The sequence below is a fragment of the Streptomyces sp. NPDC001027 genome, assembly GCF_040299045.1.
GTDB lineage: Bacteria > Actinomycetota > Actinomycetes > Streptomycetales > Streptomycetaceae > Streptomyces.
Map to the genome: position 1 here is coordinate 42,127 of NZ_JBEPBI010000008.1, position 26,222 is coordinate 68,348.

A 26,222-nucleotide genomic window follows, 5' to 3' on the forward strand; every position below is an offset into this window, starting at 1 on the left:
CGGTACCTCGATGCCGTCAGCCTAGTGGCACGGCCTTCACACGGGGTGCGAACGGAATGCCTGCGATCGCCGGGTGTGCGCACTGTCGCCGAGCGTTTCCGGTCGGTTTGACTGGAATGCCTCGCAAGGGGTTCGCCGGGCCGTCGGCTCCCCCTCGAAAAGCGGCGGCCCGGCGATTCGGGTCACACGGCCGACGGCGCGGCCCCCTGCCCCCCGCGAAGGGAGGAAGGAGCCGCGCCGTCGGTGTGGTCCGCCGTGGTCAGCCGCGCAGGACGGCTCCGGTGCGCTCGCCGGCCAGGGCCACCGCCGCGTCCCTCGCCGCCGACGCCTCGTCGACCGTCAGCGTCCGGTCGGCGGCGCGGAAGCGCAGCGCGTAGGCGAGCGACTTGCGCCCGTCGCCCAGCTGCTCCGCGTTCTCGTACACGTCGAACAGCCGGATCGCCTCCAGCAGCTCGCCCGCGCCCTCGCGCAGCGCGGCCTCGACCTCGGCGTGCGGGACGAACCCGTCGACGACGAGGGCGACGTCCTGCGTGGCGACGGGGAAGGAGGAGATGCCCGGCGCCTGCGGGGTGTCGTCGCCGACCTCCTCGAGGACGTCGAGGTCCAGCTCCATCGCGCAGGTGCGGGCGGGCAGGCCCAGCGCCTTCAGCACTCGCGGGTGCAGCTCGCCGGCGTGACCGACGACCCGCTCCGCGCCGTCCACGACCACCGCGAACTCGGCGCACCGGCCGGGATGCCACGGCCCGTACTGGCCCTTGCGGACGACCAGTTCGACGCCGGCCTCGCGGGCGACCGTGCGCGCCGCCTCGACGGCGTCGGCCCAGTCCGCCGGACGGCCCCTGCCCCACCAGCCGGCCTGCTCGCGGGCGCCCGCGAGGACGACGGCGACATGGCGCGGCTGCTCGGGCAGCACGGCGTCCAGCGACGCCAGCTCCTGCGCGGTGGGACGACGGTCGACCGGCAGATGACCGGCGACGCCCTGCTCTTCGCGCGGGAGGAAGACGAGACCCGTCTCGAAGAGGGCCAGGTCGTGCGAGCCCCGGCCGTCGTTGCGCCGCAGCGCGGCCAGCAGCCCCGGCAGCAGCGACGTGCGGAGCGCGGGCTCCTCGTCGTTGAGCGGGTTGGTGAGCCGCACGACACGGCGGGCCGGGTCGTCGGCGTCGAGGCCGAGCTGGTCGAAGACCTGCTCGCTCACGAACGGGTAGTTCGGCGCCTCGACGTAGCCGGCGCCGGCCAGCGCGCGGCCGACGCGGCGGTGCAGCCGCTGCCGGTGCGTGAGACCGCGGCCCGACGGCGGCTTGGGCAGCGTGGACGGCAGGTTCTCGTAGCCCTCCAGCCGGATGACCTCCTCCGCCAGGTCGTTGGCCACGGCGAGGTCGGGACGCCAGGACGGGACGGTGACGATCAGCTCGTCCTGCCCGTAGACGTCGCAGCCGATCTCCTGCAGCCGGCGCACGACGGTCTCGCGGCCGTACACCACGCCCGCGACCTTGTCCGGGTGGTTCGCCGGGATGCTGATCGTGTGCGGGGCGGACGGTGCGACGATCTCCGTGACGCCCGCGTCGGCGGTGCCGCCGGCGAGCAGCACCAGCAGGTCGACGGTGCGCTGTGCGGCGGCCGCCGCGGCCTGCGGGTCGACGCCGCGCTCGAAGCGCTTGGACGCCTCGGAGGACAGCTTGTGCCGGCGGGCGGTGCGCGCGATCGACACCGAGTCGAAGTGGGCGGCCTCGATGACCACGTCACCCGTGGAGCGCCCGCCGTCCTCGAAGACGTCGTGGTCGGCGATCTCCGTGTCGGCCCCGCCCATGACGCCGGCCAGGCCGATCGGCCCGCGGTCGTCGGTGATGACCAGGTCCTCGGCGTGCAGCGTGCGGGTGACCCCGTCGAGGGTGACGATCCGCTCGCCCTCCGCGGCCCGGCGGACGCCGAGGGCGCCCTGCACCAGGTGGCGGTCGTAGGCGTGCAGCGGCTGGCCGACCTCCATCATCACGTAGTTGGTGACGTCGACGGCGAGCGAGATCGGGCGCATGCCGACCTTCTGCAGCCGGCGCTTCAACCAGATCGGAGAGCGCGCCTCGGGGCTCAGGCCGGTGACGGTGCGAGCGGTGAAACGGTCGCAGCCCATCGGCTCGGAGACCTGCACGGGGTAGCCGAAGGCGTTCGGGGCCGGCACGTCGATCAGCGCCGGGTCGCGCAGCGGCAGACCGTAGGCGATCGCGGCCTCGCGGGCGACGCCCCGGATGGACAGGCAGTCGCCGCGGTTGGCGGTGACGGCGATGTCCAGCACCTCGTCGACCAGCTCGAGCAGCTCGACGGCGTCCTTGCCGACCTCGGTCTCCGGCGGCAGCACGATGATGCCGTGGCTGCCGTCGTCGCCCATGCCCAGCTCGTCGCCGGAGCAGATCATGCCGTGGGAGGTCTTGCCGTACGTCTTGCGCGCGGCGATCGCGAAGCCGCCGGGCAGGACCGCGCCCGGGAGGACCACGACGACCTTGTCGCCGACGGCGAAGTTGCGGGCGCCGCAGACGATCTCTTGGGGCTCACCGGTGCCGTTGGCCTGGCCGACGTCGACGGTGCAGAAACGGATCGGCTTCTTGAACTCCGTCAGTTCCTCGACGGTCAGCACCTGGCCGACGACCAGGGGGCCCTTGAGGTCGGCGCCGAGGTGCTCGACGGTCTCGACCTCAAGGCCCGCGGAAACGAGCTTGGCCTGCACGTCACGGCCGGTCTCGGTGGCCGGCAGGTCGACGTACTCCCGCAGCCAGGAAAGCGGGACCCGCATCAGATCTCCATCCCGAACGGCCGGGTGAACCGGACGTCACCCTCGACCATGTCTCGCATGTCTTCGACGTTGTGGCGGAACATCAGCATTCGCTCGATGCCGAACCCGAAGGCGAACCCGCTGTACTTCTCCGGGTCCACGCCACAGGCGGTGAGCACCTTGGGGTTGACCATCCCGCAGCCGCCCAGCTCGATCCAGCCCTCGGAGGAGCAGGTGCGGCAGGGGCGGTCGGGGTTGCCGACGGACTCGCCGCGGCAGACGTAGCAGACCATGTCCATCTCGGCGGACGGCTCGGTGAAGGGGAAGAAGTTCGGCCGCAGCCGGGTCTTCATGCCCTCGCCGAACAGCGACTGGACCATGTGGTCCAGGGTGCCCTTGAGGTCGGCCATGGTGAGGCCTTCGTCCACGGCGAGCAGTTCCACCTGGTGGAAGACCGGCGTGTGCGTGGCGTCCAGCTCGTCGGTGCGGTACACGCGGCCGGGACAGATCACGTACACCGGCAGCTCGCGCGACAGCAGTGAGCGGATCTGCACGGGAGAGGTGTGGGTGCGCAGCACGACGCCGGACTCGGCGCCGCCCTGACCCTGCACGAAGAAGGTGTCGGCCTCGCCGCGGGCCGGGTGGTCCGGCCCGATGTTGAGGGCGTCGAAGTTGAACCACTCGGCCTCGACCTGCGGGCCCTCGGCGACCTCGTAGCCCATGGCCACGAAGACGTCCTCGATGCGCTCGGACAGCGTGGTGAGCGGGTGGCGGGCGCCGGCCGGCACGCGGTCGTGGGGCAGTGTGACGTCCACCGCCTCCTCGACCAGGACGCGCTGGTCGCGCTCGGCCTCCAGCTCCTCCTGACGCGTGGCGAGGGCCTTGTTCACGGCGCCGCGGGCCTGGCCGACCAGCTTGCCCGCGGCGGCCTTGGCGTGCGGCGGCAGCGCGCCGATCTCGCGGTTGGCCAGGGCCAGCGGGGAGGCGCCGCCGGTGTGGGCGACCTTGGCCTCCTGGAGCGCGTCGAGGGAGTCCGCGGCGGCGAAGGCGGCGAGCGCCTCGTCCCGCATGCGCTCGATCTCTTCCGGTTTCAAGGCCTCGACCTCTACCGGGTCGTACGACTTATTCGGTGCCGACATCTCTTCCCGTGTCTTCCGATTGTCTGGCTGAAGGTCCCCGTCACCGGCTCACGCAGAGGTCAGAGGGCCGTCCCTGGGACACAAAGGTGCCAAAGGCCGAGTCTAACGGGGTGGAGGTGTGCGAACGCGCCCGCGGGCCGCCCGGCCGATCTCAGGTGAGATACGCCGGAGTGCTCACGGGCAGCGTAAATCGGAACTCCGCGCCGCCGCCCTGGGCGCGGCCGACCGTGATGACGCCGCCGTGGGCTTCGACGATGCCCTTGACGATGTACAGCCCCAGGCCCGTGCCGCCGCGCTTGCTGCCCCGCCAGAAGCGGGTGAACACGCGGTTCATGGAGTCCTCCGGGATGCCTGCGCCCTCGTCGCTCACGGTGACCGAGGTACCGGTCTCCTCCCCCTCACGGGGAGACGCGGCGGGCGTGACGTCAATGGTGACGGTTCCCTCGCCGTGGCGCACGGCATTTTCGATGAGGTTGCTGAGGACCTGGTCGACCTTGTCGGGGTCGGCCCACAGGGCGGGCAGCGGCTGCTCGATGCGCAGCAGGAACCGGTCGGCGGGCTGTCCTGCGGCCACGTAGGCCTGGATGTGACGTCCCACGGCGGCCCCCATGTCGACGGGCTGGCGGCGCACCTCCAGCCGCCCCGAGTCGATGCGCGAGATGTCGAGCAGTTCGGCGATGAGACGGGTGACCCGGTCGGCGTCGGCGTCGACGGTCTCCAGCATCAGCCGCTTCTGGTCGTCGGTGAACCTCGACCACTTGGCGAGCAGGGTGGCGGTGAAGCCCTTGACGGAGGTCAGGGGCGACCGCAGCTCGTGGGCGACGGTGGCGATCAGCTCGGCGTGGCTGCGTTCGGTGCGGCGGCGGGCCTCGGTGTCGCGGACAGAGACGACCACCCGGCGGACGGGCCCGGTGGGTGCGGCGCGTACGTAGCGAACGGAGACGAGCACCTCGCGCCCGCCCGGCAGCAGCAGGTTGCGCTCGGGCTGGCCGACGCGGATGGCGAGGCCGCCGTAGGGGTCGGTCAGCTGCCACCAGCGGCGGCCTTCGAGGTCCTCCAGCGGCAGGGCCTTGTCGAGGCGCTGTCCGAGGGCGTCCGCGGCGGCGACGGCGGTGATGCGCTGGGCGGCGGCGTTGAAGCAGACGACGTGACCGCGCTCGTCGGCGACGACGAGCCCGTCGGGCAGGTCGTCGGGGTCTATGCCGAGTTCGGCCAGGTCACCGGCGGCGCGGGCCGCTCCCGGTGCGCTGTTGGCGCCGACACTCATCCCCGTACCCCACCTCCCAGACGAGGAGCCCCGAGCACGCCACCCTACTAGCTGCCGGTGACGGAGCGGCACCCTCCGGGGGCGCGCTGTGCACGGGCCGACGCGTAGAGACATACGGCGGCGGCGGTCGCCAGGTTCAGACTCTCGGCCTTTCCGTGGATCGGAACGCGCACGACCGCGTCGGCGAGGGCGCGGGTCTCCTCGGGCAGGCCCCAGGCCTCGTTGCCGAACACCCAGGCGGTGGGCCCGCCCATGGTCCGCCGGTCGAGCTCGTCGTCGAGGTCGTGGTCGCCCGCGCCGTCGGCGGCGAGGACGCGCACCCCGGCCGCCTTCAGTCCGGCCACGGCCTGCTCGACGGGAACGCCGACGGCGACGGGCAGATGGAACAGCGACCCGACGGAGGCCCGGACGGCCTTGGGGTTGTAGAGGTCCACGGAGGCGTCGGTCAGCACGACTGCCTCGGCGCCCGCGGCGTCCGCGCAGCGCAGCACGGTGCCGGCGTTGCCGGGGTCGCGCACATGGGCCAGGACGGCGACGAGCTTCGGCCGGGCGGCGAGGACGTCCTCGAAGGGCGTGTCGACGAACCGGCAGACGCCCACGAGCCCCTGCGGGGTGACGGTCGTGGAGATCTCCGCGATGACGTGCTCGTCGGCGAGGTGGACGCGGGCGCCGGCGGCGCGGGCCTCGGCAATGATGTCGGCGTAGCGCTCGGCGGCCTCGACGGTCGCGAACAGCTCGGTGAGGGTGTCGCCGCCGTGGGCGGCCGCCTCCCGCACGGCCTGCGGCCCCTCCGCGAGGAACAGCCGCTCCTTCCCCCGGAAGTTCCGTCGGGCAAGCCGCCGGGCGGCGGCCACTCGGGGGGAACGGGGGGAGATCAGCTCGGGGCTGGCGGGGGGCATGTTCACCTTCGCTACTCCATTGACTTTCGGCCGGCGCGAGTGGTCCGGCCAGGGGCGCGGGGAATCGCGCGACCGGCCACCGGCGGCCCGCACCGAACGGACGGCCTCAGCGGGCGTCAGCAGCAAAGGACCCGCAGGATGGAACCTGCGGGTCCTTCACCGACGTCGGCTCAGAGCCAGCGCGGCGTCACGCGGCCTTGGGCGCGTTCACGTCCGCGGGCAGTGCCTTCTGCGCGACCTCGACCAGCGCGGCGAACGCGGTGGCGTCGTTCACGGCCAGCTCGGCCAGGATCTTGCGGTCGACCTCGATGTTCGCGGCCTTCAGACCCTGGATGAGGCGGTTGTACGTCATGCCGTTCTGGCGGGCCGCAGCGTTGATGCGCTGGATCCACAGCTGACGGAAGTCGCCCTTGCGCTTCTTGCGGTCGTTGTAGTTGTAGACCAGCGAGTGGGTGACCTGCTCCTTGGCCTTGCGGTACAGGCGCGAACGCTGACCGCGGTAGCCGGAGGCCGCCTCGAGGATCGCCCGGCGCTTCTTGTGGGCGTTGACTGCCCGCTTGACGCGTGCCACTTGTTAACTCCTTGTAGCGGGGCCGCGGTTGGACTCACACGACCCGGAAACGATTGGGTCCCGGTCAGGGATCAGGCGCGTTGGCTGCGCCTGACGTCACTTGCCGAGAAGCTTCTTGATCTTCGCGGCGTCGCCCGGGGCCATCTCGGCGTTGCCGGTGAGGCGACGCGTCACGCGGGACGACTTGTGCTCGAGCAGGTGGCGCTTGCCGGCGCGCTCACGGAGCACCTTGCCGGAGCCGGTGATCTTGAAGCGCTTACTGGCACCGCTGTGCGACTTGTTCTTCGGCATAGCGCCGTTCTCTCCTCGTCGGTGGCGTTCCGGTGCCCGGTCGTGAAACCGGGCACGGTGGAACGTCGCTTGTATCGGATACGCCCTCGGGACTCGCGTCCCGTGGATCACGCCTCGGCGGAAGCCTCGGCAGGGGCCTCGACGTCGGCCTCGGCGTTCACGGCGTCGGCGTCCGCGGCGTTCTGCGAACGGCCCGGGTTGGCCTTCGCCTCGGCCTTGCGGGCTTCCTGCGCCTGACGGGCCTCGGCCATGGCCTCGGTCTTCTTCTTGTGCGGACCGAGGACCATGATCATGTTGCGGCCGTCCTGCTTCGGGTTCGACTCGATGAACCCGAGGTCCTGGACGTCCTCCGCGAGACGCTGCAGCAGTCGGTAGCCCAGCTCGGGGCGGGACTGCTCGCGGCCGCGGAACATGATCGTGATCTTGACCTTGTCGCCCTGCTTGAGGAACCGGACGACGTGACCCTTTTTGGTGTCGTAGTCGTGCGGGTCGATCTTCGGCCGGAGCTTCATTTCCTTGATGACCGTGTGCGCCTGGTTCTTGCGCGCCTCACGGGCCTTCATGGCCGACTCGTACTTGAACTTCCCGTAGTCCATGAGCTTGCAGACCGGCGGGCGTGCGCTCGCGGCCACCTCGACCAGGTCGAGGTCGTACTCCTGCGCAAGCTCCAGTGCCTTGGCAAGCGGCACGATGCCGACCTGCTCGCCACTGGGACCGACAAGTCGCACTTCGGGAACGCGAATCCGGTCGTTGATGCGGGGCTCGGTGCTGATGGATCCTCCTCGGTAGCACCACACGGCAGTCTGGCGGACAGCCACGTAACGTCTGTGTTCGATATGTGTTCAACCACGTCGACGCACAAAAAATGCCCCGGACGATCACATGCGGGGCTCCAAGCACTACCGGAGCACCGCCGCGAGGATCGCGGGGCGCACTACCGGGCGATTCCATCGTCCGTACGGAACGATGGCGACCGCCTGACCGGGGTGACCCGCCGCCCTCGGGGGGCGATCGGGTGGGAGTTCGGAGCCTCCACTTGTGGGCCGGGCCCGCTGCTGGATGGCACGCGTGTCCGACCGGTCGTTACACGAGATTAGCAGCTCGGACAGGCGGGCGCTAATCAGCCGTCGCCCGCCTCCTGCTGTCAAGAGGGCGGGCGGCGGGTCCTATCGTGTGGGGCATGAGTGACACCTCCCCCGGCGATGCGGCCGGCTCCCCCGACTTCGACGAGATGACCCGCGACATCGCCGAGGTCCCCGCCGTCGAGGTGATCGTGACGGTCGCCGTGAACCTGATGAGCGCCGCCGCCGTGAAACTCGGGCTGACCGAGGAGGGCGACAAGTACAAGGACCTGGACGAGGCCCGCAAGCTGGTCACCGCCCTCGCCGGGCTGCTGGACGCGAGCACGACCGAGATCAGCTCCTTCCACGCCGCGCCGCTGCGCGACGGCCTGAAGTCGCTGCAGCTCGCGTTCCGCGAGGCGTCGGTCGTGCCGGACGAGCCGGGCCAGGGCCCGGGCGAGAAGTACACGGGCCCGATCTACGGCTGATCCGCCGACGGTTCAGCCGCGAACGTACAGGGGCTCGCCAGGGGGCGTGGATCCGGCCGGCAGCAGTGCCAGGTCGAGGCCGCGCACCAGGCGGGCCCTCAGCGTCTCGTCGGCGGCCAGTCGCCGGGCCACCGCCCGGGCGGCCTCGGCGGGATCGGCCGACGGGTCGAGGACGAGGGCGAGCGTGCCGTCCGCCCCGCCCGGCCCGAGATGGGCGCGGACGACCTCCGGTCCGGCGGCGACGGCGGCCCGGACCGCGGCGACGACCGCCGGGTCGGCGAGCGGGTCGGTGGAGGTGCGGCCCTCGGCGAGCGCCAGGAGCGCCGGCCCGGTCAGTTCGAAGGGCACCGGTCCGGCCAGGTCGAGGACGAGCGTGTCCGCCTTCTCGTGCGCGGCGGCCTGCAGCGCCTGGTGCAGGGGGACGGCCACCGGGCGGGCCTCGGGGTCCCAGCGGGCGAGGGTGTCGGTGCAGGTGAAGGCGGGCAGGGCGGTGCGGGCGCCGGCCTTCAGGGTCGGAACCGCCATGTCGCTGGTCTTCTCGCGGCGCAGCCCGTTCTCGTCCTCCTCCACCTCGCCGAGGACGGCCACCACGGGCACCAGGAGCCGGGCGCCCCTGAGGGCCTCCAGCACCGGCCCCACGGCGGTGCGGTCCTCGGCCCAGGCGGCGAGCGCCGCGCTCAGCCGGGGGTCGGCGGAGCCGTCGTCGTCGGAGAAGCCGGGGTCGGGAATGTTCTTGTTCGCCACGGTCGTCGACCCTATCGGGGGGACGCCGCCGGGCTCGTGCCGGGCCGGGGCGGGCCCGGGCGGGGGCGGGCCGGGAAACAGGCCGGTGACCGCTTTCACGGGATTCTCAGTCCCCGCTGAGGCTGCTCTTACGTCCGTCCCACGGTCCGCACAGTCGCCGCCTCCACCCTCGCGGGCATGGAGTCCTCCGGAGCACGTCGCAGTCGCCGCGCTCGTCCCTCCCGGCGCCGCCCGTTCCTCCCGGTCGCGCTCGCCGTGGCCGCCGCCCTCGGGGCGACGGCGGGCGGGACCGTCTACGTGAAGGCGCGGTCCCTCCCGCGCGCGGGAGCCGTATCGTCGTCCACTGCGACGACGCCGTCCGTCTCGGCGTCCGCACCGGGAGGCGGGAAGGTGGCGGTGGAGCACGTGGCGGCGCCCGAGGAGGACCACGACGCGCTGCTGGCGTCGGCGATGGAGTCGGTGACCGTGCCGGGCGGGGCCGCCGTGTCCGTGGCGGTGCTCGCCATGGACTCCGGGGCCGCAGCCGTGTACGGCGGGAGCGCCTTCGACACGGCGAGCATCGTGAAGGTGGACATCCTGGCGGCGCTGCTGCTGCAGGCGCAGGACGCCGATCGTCGCCTCACGGCGGCCGAGAAGGCGTACGCCGCCGCGATGATCGAGGACAGCGACAACGACTCGGCCTCGGCGCTGTGGCGGAGCATCGGGAAGGCCGAGGGGCTGGACGCGGCGAACAAGCGGTTCGGGCTGACGGGCACCGCGGGCGGCGAAGGCATGCTGTGGGGGCTGACCCAGACCACGGCCGCCGACCAACTCACCCTGCTGCAGCAGGTGTTCGGCGACACGTCGGAACTGAGCGAGGCCTCGCGGACCTACCTGCGGGGCCTGATGGGCCGGATCGCCGCGGGCCAGCAGTGGGGCGTCTCGGCCGCGGCCGACGGCTCGTCGTGGGCGCTGAAGAACGGCTGGCTGCCCCGCAGTGCCACCGGTTTGTGGGACGTCGACAGCGTCGGGCGGGTGACGGCCGGCGGCCGCGACTACCTGGTGGCCGTGCTGTCGAACGGCAACGCGACGCAGGCCGCGGGGATCTCCCTGGTGGAGACGGTGGCGAGGAAGGCGGTGGCGGTCGTGGCGGGCGGCGCTGCGGAACCGGCCCCCGGGGCCCCGTCGGCGACCTCGGCATCGGCCTCCCCGACGGCAACGGCGTCCGCGTCGGCGTCGGCGGCGTCCGACTCCGCTTCCGCCTCCGGGTAGCCCCGCCGGAGCGCGCCGGCCGCGTGCCGCTGCCTCAGAGGGCCTCGTACGGCTCGTGCCGGTCGCGTTCGCGGCGGCCGCGCCACAGCAGGACCGCCGTCACCAGCAGCACGCCTCCCGCGCCGCCCGCGAGCAGCCCGGCCCAGCTCGACGTGGCGTCCTGCGTCTTCGCCTCGTCCGGTCCGGAGCCGAAGTAGCGCTCCCCGTAGGCCGCGGACTGCAGCCCCTCCGGCTCGAGGCGGCCCGCGGTCCTGATCGCCGCGGCCGGGTCGATGAAGCCGTAGCCGCGGGAGTCGTCGCGGCCGCCGTTCGGGGCGTTGCGGGCGGTGTCCTCCAGGAGCTTCTTGATCTGCGCCGGGGTCAGACCGGGGTGGGCGGCCTTGACGAGCGCCACCGCTCCCGAGACGAACGCGGAGGCCGCGCTCGTCCCCCAGCCCTGGTAGTACTTGTGATCCGGATCTGCGATGACGACGTCGACGCCGGGCGCGCTGACCGTGGCGTACCAGCGGCGGGTGGAGAAGGACGCGCGGGTGCCGTAGCGGTCGACGGCGGTCGCGGCGATGACGCCCGGGTAGGCCGCCGGGTAGGAGATGTGGTCGCCCTTCTCGCCGCCGTTGCCGGCCGAGGCGACGACGACCGAGCCCTTCTTCAGCGCGTACTGGACGGCCTCGTCCTCGGCGGGTTCGGGATGCGCGGAGGCGGAGTCGTCGCCGAGGGAGAGGTTGATGACGTCGGCGCCCTGGTCGGCGGCCCAGCGGATGCCCTCGGCGAGGGCGTTCCCCCGGGTGTTGCGGGCCTTGGCTCGCTGCGCGTCGCCGTCCTCGAGGATCACGCGGACGGGGAGGATCTTCGCCTCCGGCGCGATGCCGAGCACGCCGTCGTCGTTGCCGTAGCCGTGCCCGTGACCGGCGATGATGCTCGCCATGGCGGTGCCGTGGCGGGCCCAGGCGCGGTCGCCGCGCACGGCGCCGAAGCCGACCAGGTCCTTGCCGGTGAGGACGTTGCCGACGAGGTCGGGATGGTCGGCCTCGACCCCGGTGTCCAGGACCGCGACCGTGACGCCCTTGCCCTTGGTGGTCTGCCAGGCCTGCTCGGTGTGCAGGGCGGTGAGGGCCCACTGCTGGGCGCGGATGCCGTCGGCGTGGGCCTGGGCGGCCGGCAGGAACGCCACGGAGCACGCGAGCAGGCAGCTGAGGAGGCCCGCCCTGCGGGCGGTGGTGCGTCGGCTCATGAGGGCTGCTCCGAGGGCGGCGTGACGACGGTCTTGCGCAGGCCGCGCTCGATGCGGTCGGCGAGGCCCTGGGCCTCGTTGCCGAGACCTGCCTGGGCGGGCGCGGTGGTGGCGCCGTTCGCGGTGGCGGCGGGAGCGGGCTGCGGGGCGTCCACGGCGCGGCCGTCGGCCCAGCCGGAGACGGAGTACACGACGACCGGCGCGTCCGTCAGGACGGAGATCGTCCACGCGGCGCGCTGCTTGTCGCCGAAGGCGGCGGCCGCGGTGCCCTTGGCGGCGTACGGACGGGGCATCAGATCCGCCCGTTTCGCCAGGCCCTCCTTCGTGAAGCGGGCGTCGAGGGAGCGCATGGCGGGCGCGTCGGCCGTGGTGAACAGCAGGCCGACGGTGGTCACGTAACTCTGGGTGGCGTCGGTATAGGTGGCCCGCAGCAGTCGCTCGCAGCCGACGGGGGCGAGGACCTTCAGCAGCAGCGGGTCGAGGGCGCCGGCGCAGCCGCCGTCCGGGGCGACGGCGATCCGCGTCCAGGCGCGGTCGGCGCCGCCGGGACCGGCGCCCTGCCCGTCCACCGTGGGCGGGAACAGCTGGTCGACGGGCACGTTGTGCCACAGGCCGCCTGCGGTGACGTAGGCACTGCGATCGCCGCCGTCACCCGAGCCGCCGACGAGCCAACTGCCGGTCAGGGCACCGCCGATGAGGCCGAGTCCGAGGACGGCGCACACGGCGGCCGCGGCGGTGCGTCCTCGCCGGCCGAGGATCCAGGGCGTGTCGCGGTATCCCTCGGGCCGGGCGAACGTCACCACGGGCCGCCGGGCGCCGTGACCGCCGTCCGGGGACATCGGAGCGCTCCAGGAGAGCGACGGGTCGGGTCCGCCCGCCGCGTCGGGGGCCGCCTCGGGCCGCCGTGGAGCCTGCGGTGCGGGGGGCGCGGGCGGGGGCGGCACGGCGAAGTCGGGTCGCCGCAGGGACGCGGCGGGAGTCCACGCCGGTCCGTCGTCCGGCGGCGAGACCCTCGGGAAGCCGGAGCGCGGGGCGGCGCCGGCCGCCTCCGGCGCGGGCACCCAGTCACGCGGCAACGGCGTCCAGGCCTGGTCGGACGTATGCGCACCGCCGGCGCCGGCAAGGTGCTGGCCGTCCCGGTCGGCGGGGGCGGGGTGCGGGCCCCGCCGCTCCGACGCACGCGGCTGGTCGCCGTCGGCGGGGGCTGGGGCTGGGCGGAAACCCTGCCGGCCCGAAGCAAGCGGAGCGTCGCCGTCGGCGGGGGCGGGGCCGGGGCGGAAACCCCGTCGCTCCGACGCACGCGGATCTTCGCCTTCGGCGGGGCGCGGGGCGGCCGGCGGGGTGACGCCGGAGGCGTCCGGCCGGACGGGCCGAGGGGACGGGTCGAAGGGCCGGAAGGGACCAGGGCCGGCGGTGCGGCCTGCGGCCTGACCGGCCGACCGGTCGGCGTGGGCGGCGGACGAGGTGTCGCCGACCGAGGGACGCGAGGCCTCGGCGGACGGGGGACGCCGAGCGTCCCCGACCGCGGTTCGCAAAGGCTCGTCAGCCGCGGGAGGCCGGGGACCGCCGGGCGCGGGGCGCGGCGGCTCGGCGGCCGTGGGGGGCCGGGAGCCGCCGGGCGCGGAAGGCCGGTGGCCGCCGGGCGTTGCATGCGGCGGCTGACCGGACGCAGGGGGCCGGGGACCGCCGGACGCGGGGCGCGGCGGCTCGGCGGCCGTGGGGGGCCGGGAGCCGCCGGGCGCGGCGTGCGGCGGCTGACCGGGCGCGGAAAGCCGGGCCTCACCGGTCGTTGCATGCGGCGGCTGACCGGCCGTGGGAGGCCGGGGACCGGCGGGCGCGGGGCGCGGCGGTTCTGCGGGCGTGGGGGGTCGGGGGGCGCTGGTGGTGGGGTATGGGGGCTCGGCGGCTGGGGGGCTCGGGGCGTCCGGGGGCGTGGGGCGGGGGGACGGCGAGGGGCGGAAGAAGCTCGTGGTGAAGGGGCGCGCGGCGGCAGTGCCGGCGGCTTCCTGGCCGTCGGTGGGGCGGGGCGCCGGCCTCGCCTGACGCGGGGCGCGACGGAAGTCGTGGGGTGGGGCGGACCGCGGGGCGGCGGGCGGACGTTCGTCGGCCGAGGCGGGCCGCGCGGCGTCGTCGCGCCGTGGGGGCTGCGCGGGGCGGCTCGGCGGCGGCGGAGTGTCCGGGAAGCGGGCCGACGCGGGGGGTGGGGGCGGGGTCATGGCGTCCGTGTGCTGGGCCCGCAGGGGCATGAAGCGGGGGGCGGTGCGGGGGCTGGGGGGAGCGGCGTCCCCGGAGGCGGGCACACCGCCGTCCTCGGTGGCGCCGGTGTCCGGCGCCGGCGCCCCGGGGGCGGGCGCCGTCCGGTGCGTGGCCTGCCGTCCGGCCGGGTCGGTCGTCGTCTGCGGCGCGGCCTCGGATTCCTCGCGGTCGTGTGCCGGACCGTGCGGGTGCTCCTGCCGGGGCCGGCCGGGGCCGGCGGGGCGGGCGGTCCTCGCGCCGACCGTCGTGGTGTCCGCCGCGTCGGGGGCGGGCGGCTGGGCCGGGCGGGGCGGCACGCTCGGGCGGGGCGGGACGCCGGGGTGGGGCGGCAGGTCCGGGGGCGGGGGGACCGAGGCGCGGCGTGCTTCCGTGCTCATGCACCCCCCGTTTCCTCGTCCCCGGGCCGTCGTTCTCGTACGCGGGCCGTCGGTTCGTCCGGGCGATCCGGCACGACCCGGTCGTCCGTCGCGGGCAGGCATACCCACGCGGGCGGACCGGCATCCCGACGCGGCTGTCCGGCCGGAGCCGTCCTCCGTACGTGCGCGTCACTCTACGGCTTGTCGCCGCTCGAACGAGAACCAGTCGGCGGCCCCCGGGGCATTAGCCCGGAACGTCCCCCTACCCTGCGGTAATCCTGTCTGGCAGGCTTCCTTCATGACTGCGCGCGCCGCCGACCGGGCCCGATACGACCGGGCCACCGCCCACCTCGACGCCCCGCTCGCCCTTGTGGACCTGGACGCCTTCGACGCGAACGCCGAGGATTTGGTCCGCCGGGCCGGCGGCAAGCCGATCCGGGTCGCGAGCAAGTCCGTGCGCTGCCGCACGCTGCTGGAACGCGTCCTGGCCAAGGACGGTTTCGCGGGGATCATGTCCTTCACCCTCGCCGAGTCGCTGTGGCTGGCCCGCTCGGGCTTCGAGGACGTCCTCCTCGCGTACCCGTCGGCCGACCGCGGGGGCTACGCCGAGCTGGCCGCCGATCCGAAGCTCGCCGCCGCCGTCACCGTCATGGTCGACGACGTCGCCCAGCTCGACCTGATCGACGCGGCGCGGGCCGGCGGCACCGAAGTCATCCGCGTCTGCCTGGAGTTGGACACCTCGCTGAAGCTGTTCGGCGGTCGGGTCCGGGTCGGCGCCCTGCGCTCGCCGCTGCACTCCCCCGCCCAGGTCGCCGACGTCGCACGGGCGGTGGCCCGGCGGCCCGGCTTCCGGCTGGTGGGGATCATGGCGTACGAGGGGCACATCGCCGGGGTCGGCGACGCCGTCGCCGGACGGCCCCTGCGGTCGCGGGCGATCCGGCTGATGCAGGCCACCGCCCGCCGGGAGATCGCCGAGCGGCGCGCGGCCGTGGTGCGCGCGGTGCGGGCCGTCGCGCCGGACCTGGAGTACGTCAACGGCGGCGGCACCGGCAGTGTGCAGCACACCGCCGCGGAGGACGCGGTCACGGAGATCGCGGCCGGGTCCGGGCTGTACGTGCCGCGGCTCTTCGACAACTACACGTCGTTCAGCGGGCGTCCGGCCGCGCTGTTCGCCATGCCGGTCGTGCGCAGGCCAGGCGTCGGGGTGGTGACCGTCCTCGGCGGCGGCTACCCGGCCTCCGGTGCGGCCGGGCCCGACCGGCTGCCGACGCCCTACCTTCCCGAGGGCCTGCGTTACGACCCTCAGGAGGGCCCCGGCGAGGTGCAGACGCCGCTGCTCGGCTCCCCCGCCGACGATCTGCTGATCGGCGACAAGGTGTGGTTCCGGCACGCGAAGGCCGGCGAGCTGTGCGAACGCTTCGAGACGCTGCACCTCGTGGAGGGGGACGCCGTGACGGCGACCGTGCCGACCTACCGGGGCGAGGGCCACACCTTCCTCTGACCGCCGCCCCGGGCCGGCGGGTTCTACAGCGGGGTCACGTAGGCCCCGGAGATCCCGCCGTCCACCAGGAAGTCGGTGGCGTTGACGAACGAGGAGTCGTCGCTGGCCAGGAAGGCGACGGCGGCGGCGATCTCCTCGGCCTCGGCGAACCGGCCGACGGGGATGTGGACGAGACGGCGGGCGGCCCGCTCGGGGTCCTTGGCGAACAGCTCCTGCAGCAGCGGGGTGTTGACCGGCCCCGGGCACAGGGCGTTCACGCGGATGCCCTCCCGGGCGAACTGCACGCCTAGTTCGCGGGACATGGCGAGGACGCCGCCCTTGGACGCCGTGTACGAGATCTGCGAGGTCGCCGCGCCCATCCGCGCCACGAAGGACGCCGTGTTGATGATCGAGCCGCGGCCCTGCCGGCGCATGTAGGGGATCGCGGCCTTGCAACACAGGTAGACGGAGGTCAGGTTGACCTCCTGGACGCGCTTCCAGGCCTCCAGGCCCGTCTCCAGGATGGAGTCGTCGTCGGGCGGCGAGATGCCCGCGTTGTTGAAGGCGACGTCCACGCTGCCGTAGGTGTCGTACGCCGTCCTGAACAGCGCCTCGACCTCGCCGGGGTCGGTGACGTCGACCTTCACGAAGACCCCGCCGACCTCCTCGGCGGCCGCCTTGCCGCGGGTCTCGTCGACGTCGCCGCAGACGACGTGCGCGCCCTCGGAGGCGAGCCGGCGCGCGGCGGCGAGGCCGATGCCGCTGCCGGCGCCGGTGACGACGGCCGTGCGGCCCACCAGGCGGCGGCAGATGTTCTCGTCGGGCAGGGGGGTGGATGACGTCACTGTGCGGGGCCCTCCGTGCTGATGAAGACGTTCTTGGTCTCGGTGAAGGCGGTCAGGGCGTCCGGGCCCAGCTCACGGCCGACGCCGGACTGCTTGTAGCCGCCGAACGGGGTCCAGTAGCGGACGCTGGAGTGGGAGTTGACGGACAGGTTCCCGGCGCGCACGGCCCGCGAGACGCGCAGCGCGCGGCCGACGTCGCGGGTCCAGACGGAGCCGGAGAGGCCGTAGGGGGTGTCGTTGGCGAGCCGGACCGCGTCCGCCTCGTCGGTGAAGGGGAGCAGCACGGCGACGGGTCCGAAGATCTCCTCGCGGGCGGCCGCGGAGTCGGGCCGTTCGCCGGTGAGCACGGTCGGCGGGAACCAGAACCCGGGGCCGTCGGGGGCGCTGCCGCGCAGCGCCTGCGCGTCGTCCGGCACGAACGACCGTACGCGGTCGACCTGCTGACGGGAGATCAGCGGACCCATGCGGGTCGCCTCGTCGGCCGGGTCGCCGACCGTCACGGCGGCCAGCTCCCGCGCGAGGTGGTCGGCCACCTCGTCGTACACCGACTCCTGGACGAGGATCCGGGTGCGGGCGCAGCAGTCCTGGCCGGAGTTGTCGAGGAAGGAGTACGGGTCGACGGCGGTCTTGAGGTCGGCGTCGGCGAACACGATGTTCGGGCTCTTGCCGCCGAGCTCCAGGGTGACCGGCTTGACCTGCCGGGCGCAGCGCTCCATGACCTCGCGGCCGGTGCGGGTGGAGCCGGTGAACACGATCTTCGCGACGTCGGGGTGGTCGACGAGCGCCCGTCCGGCGACCGCGCCGTAGCCCGGCAGCACCTGGAAGAGATGCTCGGGCAGGCCTGCCTCCAGGGCGAGTTCGGCCAGCCGCAGGGCGGTGAGCGGGGTGGTCTCGGCGGGCTTGAGGACCACCGCGTTGCCCGCCGCGAGGGCCGGGAAGGCGCCCCAGGCGGCGATCGGCATGGGGAAGTTCCAGGGGGCGATCACGCCGACCACGCCGAGCGGCTCGTGGAAGGTGACGTTCCAGCCGCCGGGGACGGGGATCTGGCTGCCGAGGAGCCGCTCGACGCCGCCCGCCGCGTAGTGCAGCAGGTCGCGGGCGTTGCCGGCCTCCCAGCGGGCGTTGCCGAGGAGGTGGCCGGCCTCCCGTACTTCGAGCAGCGCCAGTTCCTCGACGTGGGCGTCGACCACGTCGGCGAAGCGGCGCAGCAGCCGGGCGCGGTCGGCGGGGGCCGCCGCGGCCCAGGCGGTCTGCGCGGCGCCGGCCCGGGCGACCGCGCGGTCCACGTCGGCCGCGTCGGCGGCGGGGACGACGGCGACGACCTCCTCGGTGGCCGGGTTGAGCACGATCAGCTCGTGCGGGGACTGCTCGTGCGGGGACTGCTCGGGAGAGGAGTGCCCGGGTGCGGACTGCTCGTGCGGGTGGGACAAGGCGGGACCTTTCACAGACGTTCGAAGGAGCGGCGCAGCTCCCAGTCGGTGACCGCGGCGTCGAAGGCGTCGAGCTCGACGCGTGCCATGTTGCGGTAGTGGGCGACGACCTCCTCGCCGAAGGCGGCCAGCGCGATCGGGCTCGCCGACCAGAGCTCGGCGGCCTCGCGGAGCGTGGTGGGGACGTGCGCGTAGTCGCCGGCGTAGGCGTTGCCGGCGCAGGCCTCGGGCAGCTCCAGCTTGTGCTCGATGCCGTACAGCCCGGCCGCCACCAGTCCGGCGACGGCGAGGTGCGGGTTCACGTCGCCGCCGGGCAGCCGGTTCTCGAAGCGCGTCGAGCGGCCGTGGCCGACGACCCGCAGCGCGCAGGTGCGGTTGTCGTGCCCCCAGGCGACGGCGGTCGGGGCGAAGGAGCCCGGCTGGAACCGCTTGTAGGAGTTGATGTTGGGGGCGTACAGGAGGGAGAAGTCGCGCAGGGCGGCCAGCTGTCCGGCGAGGAAGTGCCGCATGACCTCGGACATGCCGTCCGGGTCGTCCGCCGTGCCGGCCATCACGTTGGCGCCGTCCGCGTCGGTGAGCGAGAGGTGGATGTGGCAGGAATTGCCCTCGCGCTCGTTGTACTTGGCCATGAAGGTCAGGGACACGCCCTCCTGGGCGGCGATCTCCTTGGCGCCGGTCTTGTAGACGGCGTGCTGGTCGCAGGTGACCAGGGCCTCGTCGTAGCGGAACGCGATCTCGTGCTGGCCGGGGTTGCACTCGCCCTTGGCGGACTCGACGGTGAGGCCGGCGCCGGCCATCTCGTTGCGGATGCGGCGCAGCAGCGGCTCGATGCGGCCGGTGCCGAGGACCGAGTAGTCGATGTTGTACTGGTTGGCCGGGGTGAGCCCGCGGTAGTTCGCGTCCCAGGCGGCCTCGTAGCTGTCCTTGAAGACGATGAACTCCAGCTCGGTGCCGACCTGGGCGGTGAATCCGTGCTCGGCGAGGCGTTCCAGCTGGCGGCGCAGGATCTGGCGGGGGGCGGCGACCACGGGAGCGCCGTCGTTCCAGGCGAGGTCGGCGATCAGCATCGCGGTGCCGGCGTTCCAGGGCACGCGACGCAGGGTGGCCAGGTCCGGGTGCATCGCGAAGTCGCCGTAGCCGCGCTCCCAGGAGGACATGGCGTAACCGTCGACGGTGTTCATCTCCGTGTCGACGGCGAGGAGGTAGTTGCAGCCCTCGGTGCCGTGCCGGAGCACCTCGTCGAGGAAGAATCCGGCGGCGAACCGTTTGCCCTGGAGACGCCCCTGCATGTCGGGGAAGGCGAGGACGACAGTGTCGATCTCACCGCTCGCCACGAGGGCGCGCAGCTCCTCGACGCCGAGCGGGGGTGTGCGGTCTGCCACGGGAAGGGCCTCCTTCGGGCTTCCCCGGCTCCCCCGTCTTCTTCGGGCGGGCCGAGAGTCATAAGGTATTGCGGAGAACCATTGCTTGGGAAGGGGGCGCGGCCCGATGCCGGTGAACGATGACGGCGGACCGGACGACCGGCTGACGCCGGTGCTGCGGCCGGTGCGGGCCGGAAACGGTTTCGAGGAGGCGCTGGAGCAGATCCTGCAGGTCGTACGACTGGGTCTGGTCCCGGGGGGCGGACGGCTGCCGGCCGAGCGGGACCTCGCGGAGCGGCTCGGCATCAGCCGGGTGACGCTGCGCGAGGTGCTGAAGGTCCTCCAGGACCAGGGGCTGGTCGAGTCCCGCCGGGGCCGGTACGGCGGGACGTTCGTCCTGCCGCGCCCGGACGCCGGCGGCGAGGACGAGCTGCGGCGGCGGATCGCCAGGACCGACGTGGAGGACGTGCTGCGGTTCCGGGAGGTGCTGGAGACGGGCGCGGCGGGCCTGTGCGCGTCGCACGGTCTGACGGACGAGCAGGGGCGCCGGCTGCGCGAGGCGCTCGCCGCCACCGGGAACGCGTCCCCGGCCGACTACCGTCGACTCGACACGATGCTCCATCTGACCCTCGCCGAGCTGTCCGGCTCACCCTCGCTGACGGCGCGGTACGCGGCGGTGCGGGCCACGGTGAACGACCTGCTCGACTGCATCCCGCTGCTGGTGCGCAACCTGGAACACTCGCAGCGGCAGCACACCGCGCTGGTGGAGGCGGTGCTGGACCGGGACGCGGACGGCGCGCGGGAGATCATGCGGGAGCACTGCGCGGGAACGGCGGCCCTGCTCAGGGGCTTCCTGACGTGACGTGAAACGCGCGGAAACGGCAGGCAAAGGTTCGAATGACGTCCATTGAAGGTCCACGGAGAGGACGCATGACGGTGACGGTGACGGGTCACGGCGCGAAGTCGCCGGAGGGGGCCGGCGGGCCGGACGGGCCGGGCGGCAGGCGGCCGCTGATCGGCATCAGCACGTATCTGGAGCCCGGCACGCGCTGGCGGGTGTGGGAGCTGGAGGCGGCGCTGCTGCCTGCGGCGTATCCGAGGCTCGTCCAGCGGGCCGGGGGGCTGGCCGTGATGCTCCCGCCGGACGCGCCCGAACACGCGGCGGCGACCGTGGCCCGCCTCGACGGCCTGGTCGTCGCGGGCGGCCCGGACGTCGACCCGGCCCGCTACGGCGCCGAGCGCGATCCCCGCACCGGCCCGCCGGCCCCCGAGCGGGACGCGTGGGAGCTGGCCCTGATCGAGGCGGCGCTGGCGGCGGACGTCCCGCTGCTGGGCGTCTGCCGGGGCATGCAACTGCTGAACGTCGCGCTCGGCGGCACCCTGATCCAGCACCTCGACGGGCACGCCGAGACGGAGGGCGTCTTCGGCGGCCACCCGGTCGAGCCGGTGCCCGGCACCCTGTACGGCAGGATCGTCGACGGGCGGGACCTGGTGCCGACCTACCACCACCAGGCGGTGGACCGTCTGGGCACGGGCCTCGTGCCGTCGGCCCACGCGGCGGACGGCACCGTGGAGGCCGTCGAGCTGCCCTCGGCCGGGTGGGTGCTCGGGGTGCAGTGGCATCCCGAGATGGGCGAGGACGTGCGGGTCGTCCGCGCCCTCGTGACGGCGGCGTCCCGCCCCGCCCGGCTGACCCCGCACCCCGCGAACGGCTCGTAACGCGGGCAGTCTCGCACGCGGGGGTTTCGCACGCGGACGTCTCGCCCCTGGGCCGCCGCGTAGCCGCGCGCGTCTCGTCGCCGCGCGCGTCAGCCTCGCGTCCGTCAGCCTCGCGTCAGGGAGAGCAGTTCGCGGGCCGGGCCGGTGGGGCGGTGGCCCGTCGGCCAGACGGCTCTGAGGTCCCGGGCCAGGGGGACTCCCTCGACCGGGACGCCGACGAGCCGGCGCAGCGCGAGTTCCTCGCCGACCGCCAGTTCGGAGAGGACCGCGGGCCCCGCGCCGCTCACCGCGGCCGCCTTCACCGCCGTCGTCGAGGACAGCTCGATCAGCGGGCGGGCCAGGCCGCCGAGGGCCGTGTCCAGGACCTGACGCGTCCCGGAGCCCTTCTCCCGCAGGATCAGCGGCGTCGACGCCAGTTCGGCGGCGGGCAGCGCGCGCCCGCGGCGGGCCCAGGGGTGCGCGGGCGCCACGACCACGATGAGGCGGTCGTGGGCTATCACGGCGGAGTCCAGGCCGGCCGGGACCGTGAGGCCCTCCACGAAGCCGAGATCCGCCTCCCCGGCCAGCAGCCGTTCGGCGACGGCCGCCGAATTGCCCGCCAGCAGCGACACCGCGGTGTCCGGCCGGCCGGCGCGCAGCGCGAGCAGCCAGCCGGGCAGCAGGTACTCGGCGATGGTCATGCTGGCCGCCACCCGCAGCCGCGAGTCGCGACGGTCGCGCAGCGCCTGCGCCCCCGCGTCGAAGGCCTCCGCCGCCTCGACGATCCGCCGCGCCCAGTCGGTCACCAGCGCGCCCGCGTCCGTCAGACGGGAGCCGCGGGGCGAGCGGTCCACCAGGGCCACGCCCAACTGCCGTTCCATGGAACGGATCCGGCTGCTCGCGGCCGGCTGGGTGATGCCCAGTTCACGCGCGGCCGCGCCCAGGCTGCCCAGCCTGGCCACCGCCAGCAACAGCTCCAACGCGCCCAGGTCCGGCACGCGGTGCGCGATCGAACCCCCGACGCCGGGCCCCTGTTCCCGCGCGTCCCGCGCACCCGCAGCACTCCCCATAAGCCCAGCTTATGCCCTCATAGAGTCATCGTCCCTGGTGGCCGTCGCCCGGCCGGGCGACCGTGGAGTCATGGTCACCGCCGCCCAGCCCCTGTTCGCCCTGTCCCGTCCGCGCGCCGGCGCCGTCCGTCACCTCGGACCGCAGTGGTACGCGACGGTCATGGGCACCGCGATCCTCGGCACGGCGGGCGCCGCGCTTCCGGTCCAACTGCCGGGGCTGCGGCCGCTCTGCGCGGCGTTCTGGGCGCTCTCCCTGGTGCTCCTGCTGGTTGTGCTCGCCGCCCGCGCGCTGCACTGGCGGCACCACCGCGACCAGGCCCGCGCCCATCTCCTCGACCCGGCGACGGCGCCGTTCTACGGCTGCCTCGCGATGGCGCTGCTCGCCGTCGGGGGCGGCGCGCTCGCCGTCGGCCGGGACTGGATCGGCACACCGGCCGCGGTCGCCCTCGACGCCGTGCTCTTCACCGTGGGCACGGCCGTCGCGCTCGTCGCCGCCGTCGCCGTCCCGTACCTGATGGCCGTGCGCCACCGGGCAGAGGCCTCCCAGGCGACGCCGGTGTGGCTGCTGCCGCTGGTCGCGCCCATGGTGTCCGCCGCGGTGGGCCCGTCGCTGGCGCCCCACCTGCCCGCCGGACAGCCGCGGGAGACGCTGCTGCTCGCGTGCGTCGCGCTGTTCGGCATGAGTCTGCTCGGCACGTTCGTCATGCTGCCGCTGGTGTTCGCGCGGCTGGTGACCGGCGGGCCGCTGCCGCTCGTCCTGACGCCGGCCCTGTTCCTGGTCCTCGGCCCGCTCGGGCAGTCCACCACGGCCGTCGCACGGTTCGCGGAGGTCGCGCCGGGGGTGCTGCCCGGACCGGACGGCCGCGGACTCGCCGTGCTCGCCGTGCTGTATGGGGCGCCTGTGATGGGGTTCGCGCTGCTCTGGCTGTGCCTGGCCGCCGCGCACCTGGTGCGTGCCCGCCGGCACGGGATGGGCTTCGCGATGACCTGGTGGGCGTTCACCTTCCCGGTCGGCACCTGTGTGACCGGGGCCGCGGCGCTGGCCCGGCACACCGGGCTCGTCGCCTACGGCCTGCTCGCCTGTGCGCTGTACGTCGCCCTGGTGACCGCCTGGGGGGTGGTCGCGGCGCACACCGTCCGGGGGCTGCTCAGCGGAGAGCTGCTCGCAGCGCCCCGCCGAGCACCCGCGGCGCTTCGGCCAGTGACGGCCCGTACCACGTCAGATGCCGTCCGCTGACCAGCGCGCAGGGCAGGCCGGGAAAGGCCTCCGGGCCGTCGTCGGCGGTGAAGCGGTAGGGCTCGTCCGGCAGGACGACCAGGTCCGGGCAGGCGGCGAGCAGTTCCTCGACCGCCGTCCGCGGGTAGCGCTCGGGGTGCCCGGAGTACACATGCCGGACGCCCAGACGGGCCAGCACGTCGCCGGCGAACGTGTCGCGGCCCAGGACCATCCACGGCCGGCGCCAGATCGGCACGACGGCCGTGCGGCGGGCCAGCGGCGTCGGCGCCGCCCACGCCTGCTCCGCCTCGGCGAGCCATGCCGGTCGCTCGGGTCCGCCGCACGCCCGGAGCACCCGCGAGAGCTCCCGGAAGGCCTGGGGGACGTCGCGGACCTCCGTCACCAGCACGTCGAGGCCGGCCGCGCGCAGCGCCGCGAGGTCCGGCCCGCGGTTCTCCTCCTCGTTGGCGATCACGAGGTCCGGCGCGAGCGCGACGACACGTCCCACATCGGGGTTCTTGGTGCCGCCGACGCGGGCGACGTCCAGGTCGGCCGGGTGGGAGCACCAGTCCGTGGCGCCGACCAGGACGCCGGGCGCGGACGCGACCACCGCCTCGGTGAGCGAGGGCACGAGCGAGACGACCCGCACTACCGCTTCCGGCCCCGGTCCCGGTCGCGTACCGCCTCGATGTGCTCGGCCACCGCGACGACGACCACGCGGGTGTCCGGCACGGTCGCCCGCCAGCGGTGGCGGACCCCGCCGGTGAGGTACAGGGTGTCGCCGCGGCCCAGCCGGTACGCGCGTCCCTCCGCCTCGATCTCCACCGCGCCGTCGGCGACGTACATCAGCTGGTCGTTGCGGTACTGGAACTCGCGGCCCGCGTCATGGTCGCCGGTGAACTCGGAGGCGTGCATCTGGTGGTGTCCGCGGACCAGGGAGCGCGAGCGCGGCTCCGGCTCCGGCCCGGCGCCCGCTCCCGGCTCGACGATCTCGGCGCGGACGACGTCGACGCTGCAGGCCGGGTCGGCGGCGGCGAGGAGTTCCACGGCGGTGGTGCGCAGGGCGTCGGCGACCTTCTCCAGGGAGCTGGTGCTGGGCCGCGCCCGGTCGTTCTCGATCTGGCTCAGGAACGGGACGGAGAGGCCGCTGCGCTCGGCCACGACGGCGAGAGTGAGCTCCAGGGAGCGGCGCCGGCGCCGCACGGCCGCGCCCACCCGCAAGGGCTGTTCTTTGTGGTCGCCCATCGCTCCGGCTCCCTCCTTCGCTCGTCGGCGCCGTGTGTCCTCGGACACGTCCTCTGATGAGTTCTCTGCACCCTACGCATGTTCGGCAAACCGTTTCACGGGCCTGTCACATCGACGACACCCGGCGTGACCTCCGACCTCACACTTCACGCCAGTCGGCGGGACCGCCCAGGGTCCGGCGGGAGGCCCGCCCCGCCGCCTACCCGTTCAATGCGCGGACGGCCGCCCGTGTTCCCGCTCGTCCCCGGCCTCGGGGGGAGCCGGTCGGGGTCTGAGCGTAGCGCTCTGTGGTTGGCCGGATCCATGCTGTGGACGAGGTCTCGACCGCGCTCGACCGAGAAACAGCCGCGCCTCCGCCCCGACACGACCGCGCGTCGACCACGACACGAGGGACGGGCTCCGCCGACCGCCGCGCAGGCGGTCCGGCGGGCCCGCCCCTCGAAGGACGGTCGCGATGCTGTCAGGTCACCGCGCCGCCCGGCTTTCCTGCCCCGGATCAGCCGCCGATATCCGTGCCGGCCGGGCCGAGACTCCGGTTCGGCCCGCGACACCGGGGTGAACGCCCGCCGGTGGGCGGGGCGTCCGTGCGGCATGATGCGTGGCGTGACCGGACGACTGATGCTTCTCGACACCGCCTCGCTGTACTTCCGCGCCTACTTCGGCGTCCCGGACTCCGTGCGGGCGCCGGACGGCACGCCCGTGAACGCGGTGCGCGGACTGCTGGAGTTCATCGACCGCCTGGTGAAGGACCACCGGCCGGACGACCTGGTCGCCTGCATGGACGCCGACTGGCGCCCCCGGTGGCGGGTCGACCTCATCCCCTCCTACAAGGCGCACCGCGTCGCCGAGGAGCGCGCGACCGGACCGGACGAGGAGGAGGTGCCGGACACCCTCTCGCCCCAGGTGCCGATCATCGAGGCGGTTCTGGACGCGCTCGGCATCGCGCGCGTGGGCGTCGCCGGGTACGAGGCGGACGACGTGATCGGCACGTTCACCGGGCGGGCGAAGGGCCCGGTCGACATCGTCACCGGCGACCGCGACCTCTACCAACTCGTGGACGACGCACGCGGGGTGCGGGTCCTGTACCCGTTGAAGGGCGTCGGCTCGCTGCAGCTGACGGACGAGACGTGGCTGCGCGAGAAATACGGGGTCGACGGGCGCGGGTACGCGGATCTCGCCCTGCTGCGCGGTGACCCGAGCGACGGTCTGCCGGGCGTGCCGGGCATCGGGGAGAAGACCGCGGCCAAGCTGCTGACGGAGTTCGGCGATCTGGCCGGGATCATGGCGGCGGTCGACGATCCGAAGGCGAAGCTGACGCCGTCGCAGCGCAGGCGGCTGGACGAGTCGCGGCCGTATGTCGCCGTCGCGCCCAAGGTGGTCAAGGTCGCCGACGACGTGCCGCTGCCCGAGGTGACGACGACGCTTCCGCACGCGCCGCGGGACGGAGAGACACTGGAGGCGCTGGCGGAGCGCTGGGGTCTCGGCGGGTCGCTGCAGCGGCTGCTGACGACGCTGGGGGCACGGCGCGCTTAGGGCCTGTCGTTTGGATCAGGCCGCAGGGA

General features: G+C 74.0%; 23 protein-coding genes. 7 read left to right on the forward strand and 16 right to left on the reverse strand.

The features are described 5' to 3' along the window. Positions 1–259: 259 nt before the first annotated feature. The 7 genes from pheT to infC all read right to left on the reverse strand — a co-directional run bounded on the left by pheT (position 260) and on the right by infC (position 7,725). The gene (gene pheT, locus ABT300_RS04750; protein WP_351672140.1) at positions 260–2,782 is read right to left on the reverse strand and encodes a phenylalanine--tRNA ligase subunit beta; all 2,523 of its coding nucleotides are present in this window, start codon (positions 2,780–2,782) and stop codon (positions 260–262) included. After that, positions 2,782–3,900 carry a phenylalanine--tRNA ligase subunit alpha gene (gene pheS, locus ABT300_RS04755; protein ID WP_351672142.1) on the reverse strand — a complete coding sequence of 373 codons (1,119 nt, stop codon included), beginning with the start codon at positions 3,898–3,900 and terminating at the stop codon, positions 2,782–2,784. Before pheS ends, pheT begins: the two co-directional genes overlap by 1 nt. 151 nt (positions 3,901–4,051) lie before the next feature. Beyond that, a complete protein-coding gene (locus ABT300_RS04760; RefSeq protein WP_351672144.1) occupies positions 4,052–5,167 on the reverse strand; it encodes a sensor histidine kinase in 1,116 nt (371 codons plus the stop codon). A 47-nt stretch (positions 5,168–5,214) separates the two neighbouring features. After that, on the reverse strand, positions 5,215–6,066 hold the full coding sequence (locus tag ABT300_RS04765) for a TrmH family RNA methyltransferase (protein WP_351672221.1): 852 nt from the start codon (positions 6,064–6,066) through the stop codon (positions 5,215–5,217). Between the two features lie 187 nt (positions 6,067–6,253). Beyond that, positions 6,254–6,637: a 50S ribosomal protein L20 gene (rplT, locus tag ABT300_RS04770; protein WP_057580434.1), complete on the reverse strand. Its 384-nt coding sequence runs from the start codon at positions 6,635–6,637 to the stop codon at positions 6,254–6,256. A gap of 96 nt (positions 6,638–6,733) precedes the next feature. Continuing rightward, positions 6,734–6,928, reverse strand: coding sequence for a 50S ribosomal protein L35 (gene rpmI / locus ABT300_RS04775; RefSeq protein WP_003977225.1), 195 nt, complete (start codon positions 6,926–6,928; stop codon positions 6,734–6,736). A 107-nt stretch (positions 6,929–7,035) separates the two neighbouring features. Beyond that, positions 7,036–7,725 (reverse strand): translation initiation factor IF-3, encoded by a 690-nt coding sequence (infC, locus tag ABT300_RS04780; protein ID WP_351672223.1) that lies wholly within the window; start codon positions 7,723–7,725, stop codon positions 7,036–7,038. 383 nt (positions 7,726–8,108) lie between these two features. Here infC and ABT300_RS04785 point away from each other — a divergent pair, with 383 nt between their 5' ends. Next, complete coding sequence (locus tag ABT300_RS04785) at positions 8,109–8,477, forward strand: DUF1844 domain-containing protein (protein WP_351672146.1); 369 nt, start codon at positions 8,109–8,111, stop codon at positions 8,475–8,477. 12 nt (positions 8,478–8,489) lie between these two features. On the opposite strand, the gene ABT300_RS04790 is transcribed toward ABT300_RS04785, so the two are convergent. Next, the gene (locus tag ABT300_RS04790) at positions 8,490–9,221 is read right to left on the reverse strand and encodes an SseB family protein (protein WP_351672148.1); all 732 of its coding nucleotides are present in this window, start codon (positions 9,219–9,221) and stop codon (positions 8,490–8,492) included. A 177-nt stretch (positions 9,222–9,398) separates the two neighbouring features. Here ABT300_RS04790 and ABT300_RS04795 point away from each other — a divergent pair, with 177 nt between their 5' ends. Further along, the gene (locus ABT300_RS04795) at positions 9,399–10,472 is read left to right on the forward strand and encodes a serine hydrolase (protein WP_351672150.1); all 1,074 of its coding nucleotides are present in this window, start codon (positions 9,399–9,401) and stop codon (positions 10,470–10,472) included. A 34-nt stretch (positions 10,473–10,506) separates the two neighbouring features. Here the strand turns inward: ABT300_RS04795 and mycP are convergent, their stop codons facing one another. Beyond that, positions 10,507–11,703: a type VII secretion-associated serine protease mycosin gene (gene mycP / locus ABT300_RS04800; RefSeq protein ID WP_351672152.1), complete on the reverse strand. Its 1,197-nt coding sequence runs from the start codon at positions 11,701–11,703 to the stop codon at positions 10,507–10,509. Next, on the reverse strand, positions 11,700–12,503 hold the full coding sequence (locus ABT300_RS04805) for a hypothetical protein (protein WP_502977880.1): 804 nt from the start codon (positions 12,501–12,503) through the stop codon (positions 11,700–11,702). Before ABT300_RS04805 ends, mycP begins: the two co-directional genes overlap by 4 nt. A gap of 2,110 nt (positions 12,504–14,613) precedes the next feature. On the opposite strand from ABT300_RS04805, the gene ABT300_RS04810 reads away from it, so the two are divergent. Beyond that, entirely contained in the window at positions 14,614–15,816 is a 1,203-nt protein-coding gene (locus tag ABT300_RS04810; protein WP_351672154.1) for an amino acid deaminase/aldolase, read from the forward strand. A 23-nt stretch (positions 15,817–15,839) separates the two neighbouring features. On the opposite strand, the gene ABT300_RS04815 is transcribed toward ABT300_RS04810, so the two are convergent. From ABT300_RS04815 to ABT300_RS04825, 3 genes are all read right to left on the reverse strand, one after another. Next, the gene (locus tag ABT300_RS04815) at positions 15,840–16,622 is read right to left on the reverse strand and encodes a 3-oxoacyl-ACP reductase (RefSeq protein WP_452995973.1); all 783 of its coding nucleotides are present in this window, start codon (positions 16,620–16,622) and stop codon (positions 15,840–15,842) included. Between the two features lie 14 nt (positions 16,623–16,636). Next, positions 16,637–17,992, reverse strand: coding sequence for an aldehyde dehydrogenase family protein (locus ABT300_RS04820; protein ID WP_351672227.1), 1,356 nt, complete (start codon positions 17,990–17,992; stop codon positions 16,637–16,639). 89 nt (positions 17,993–18,081) lie between these two features. Beyond that, positions 18,082–19,452: a glutamine synthetase family protein gene (locus tag ABT300_RS04825; protein ID WP_351672158.1), complete on the reverse strand. Its 1,371-nt coding sequence runs from the start codon at positions 19,450–19,452 to the stop codon at positions 18,082–18,084. A 106-nt stretch (positions 19,453–19,558) separates the two neighbouring features. On the opposite strand from ABT300_RS04825, the gene ABT300_RS04830 reads away from it, so the two are divergent. Together ABT300_RS04830 and ABT300_RS04835 are read left to right on the forward strand one after the other, a co-directional pair. Continuing rightward, a complete protein-coding gene (locus ABT300_RS04830) occupies positions 19,559–20,293 on the forward strand; it encodes a FadR/GntR family transcriptional regulator (RefSeq protein WP_351672160.1) in 735 nt (244 codons plus the stop codon). Positions 20,294–20,361: 68 nt separating this feature from the next. Further along, the gene (locus tag ABT300_RS04835) at positions 20,362–21,150 is read left to right on the forward strand and encodes a gamma-glutamyl-gamma-aminobutyrate hydrolase family protein (protein WP_351672162.1); all 789 of its coding nucleotides are present in this window, start codon (positions 20,362–20,364) and stop codon (positions 21,148–21,150) included. 104 nt (positions 21,151–21,254) lie between these two features. Here the strand turns inward: ABT300_RS04835 and ABT300_RS04840 are convergent, their stop codons facing one another. Further along, the gene (locus tag ABT300_RS04840) at positions 21,255–22,199 is read right to left on the reverse strand and encodes a LysR family transcriptional regulator (protein ID WP_351672164.1); all 945 of its coding nucleotides are present in this window, start codon (positions 22,197–22,199) and stop codon (positions 21,255–21,257) included. Between the two features lie 70 nt (positions 22,200–22,269). On the opposite strand from ABT300_RS04840, the gene ABT300_RS04845 reads away from it, so the two are divergent. Further along, on the forward strand, positions 22,270–23,436 hold the full coding sequence (locus tag ABT300_RS04845; RefSeq protein WP_351672166.1) for a TDT family transporter: 1,167 nt from the start codon (positions 22,270–22,272) through the stop codon (positions 23,434–23,436). Here the strand turns inward: ABT300_RS04845 and ABT300_RS04850 are convergent. Continuing rightward, the gene (locus ABT300_RS04850) at positions 23,348–24,064 is read right to left on the reverse strand and encodes a helical backbone metal receptor (protein ID WP_351672167.1); all 717 of its coding nucleotides are present in this window, start codon (positions 24,062–24,064) and stop codon (positions 23,348–23,350) included. The genes ABT300_RS04845 and ABT300_RS04850 overlap by 89 nt on opposite strands. Continuing rightward, the gene (locus ABT300_RS04855) at positions 24,064–24,660 is read right to left on the reverse strand and encodes a helix-turn-helix domain-containing protein (protein WP_351672169.1); all 597 of its coding nucleotides are present in this window, start codon (positions 24,658–24,660) and stop codon (positions 24,064–24,066) included. The genes ABT300_RS04850 and ABT300_RS04855 overlap by 1 nt, the downstream gene beginning before the upstream one ends. 591 nt (positions 24,661–25,251) lie before the next feature. Between ABT300_RS04855 and ABT300_RS04860 the strand changes: the two genes are divergently transcribed. Continuing rightward, entirely contained in the window at positions 25,252–26,193 is a 942-nt protein-coding gene (locus ABT300_RS04860; RefSeq protein ID WP_351672171.1) for a 5'-3' exonuclease, read from the forward strand. The last annotated feature ends 29 nt before the right edge of the window (positions 26,194–26,222 follow it).

Coding starts and splice junctions, on each gene's coding strand:
- pheT (WP_351672140.1), bottom strand. CDS start 2,782: ATGCGGGTCCCGCTTTCCTGGCTGCGGGAGTACGTCGACCTGCCGGCC.
- pheS (WP_351672142.1), bottom strand. CDS start 3,900: ATGTCGGCACCGAATAAGTCGTACGACCCGGTAGAGGTCGAGGCCTTG.
- ABT300_RS04760 (WP_351672144.1), bottom strand. CDS start 5,167: ATGAGTGTCGGCGCCAACAGCGCACCGGGAGCGGCCCGCGCCGCCGGT.
- ABT300_RS04765 (WP_351672221.1), bottom strand. CDS start 6,066: ATGCCCCCCGCCAGCCCCGAGCTGATCTCCCCCCGTTCCCCCCGAGTG.
- rpmI (WP_003977225.1), bottom strand. CDS start 6,928: ATGCCGAAGAACAAGTCGCACAGCGGTGCCAGTAAGCGCTTCAAGATC.
- ABT300_RS04785 (WP_351672146.1), top strand. CDS start 8,109: ATGAGTGACACCTCCCCCGGCGATGCGGCCGGCTCCCCCGACTTCGAC.
- ABT300_RS04795 (WP_351672150.1), top strand. CDS start 9,399: ATGGAGTCCTCCGGAGCACGTCGCAGTCGCCGCGCTCGTCCCTCCCGG.
- mycP (WP_351672152.1), bottom strand. CDS start 11,703: ATGAGCCGACGCACCACCGCCCGCAGGGCGGGCCTCCTCAGCTGCCTG.
- ABT300_RS04810 (WP_351672154.1), top strand. CDS start 14,614: ATGACTGCGCGCGCCGCCGACCGGGCCCGATACGACCGGGCCACCGCC.
- ABT300_RS04830 (WP_351672160.1), top strand. CDS start 19,559: ATGCCGGTGAACGATGACGGCGGACCGGACGACCGGCTGACGCCGGTG.
- ABT300_RS04835 (WP_351672162.1), top strand. CDS start 20,362: ATGACGGTGACGGTGACGGGTCACGGCGCGAAGTCGCCGGAGGGGGCC.
- ABT300_RS04840 (WP_351672164.1), bottom strand. CDS start 22,199: ATGGGGAGTGCTGCGGGTGCGCGGGACGCGCGGGAACAGGGGCCCGGC.
- ABT300_RS04845 (WP_351672166.1), top strand. CDS start 22,270: ATGGTCACCGCCGCCCAGCCCCTGTTCGCCCTGTCCCGTCCGCGCGCC.
- ABT300_RS04855 (WP_351672169.1), bottom strand. CDS start 24,660: ATGGGCGACCACAAAGAACAGCCCTTGCGGGTGGGCGCGGCCGTGCGG.
- ABT300_RS04860 (WP_351672171.1), top strand. CDS start 25,252: ATGATGCGTGGCGTGACCGGACGACTGATGCTTCTCGACACCGCCTCG.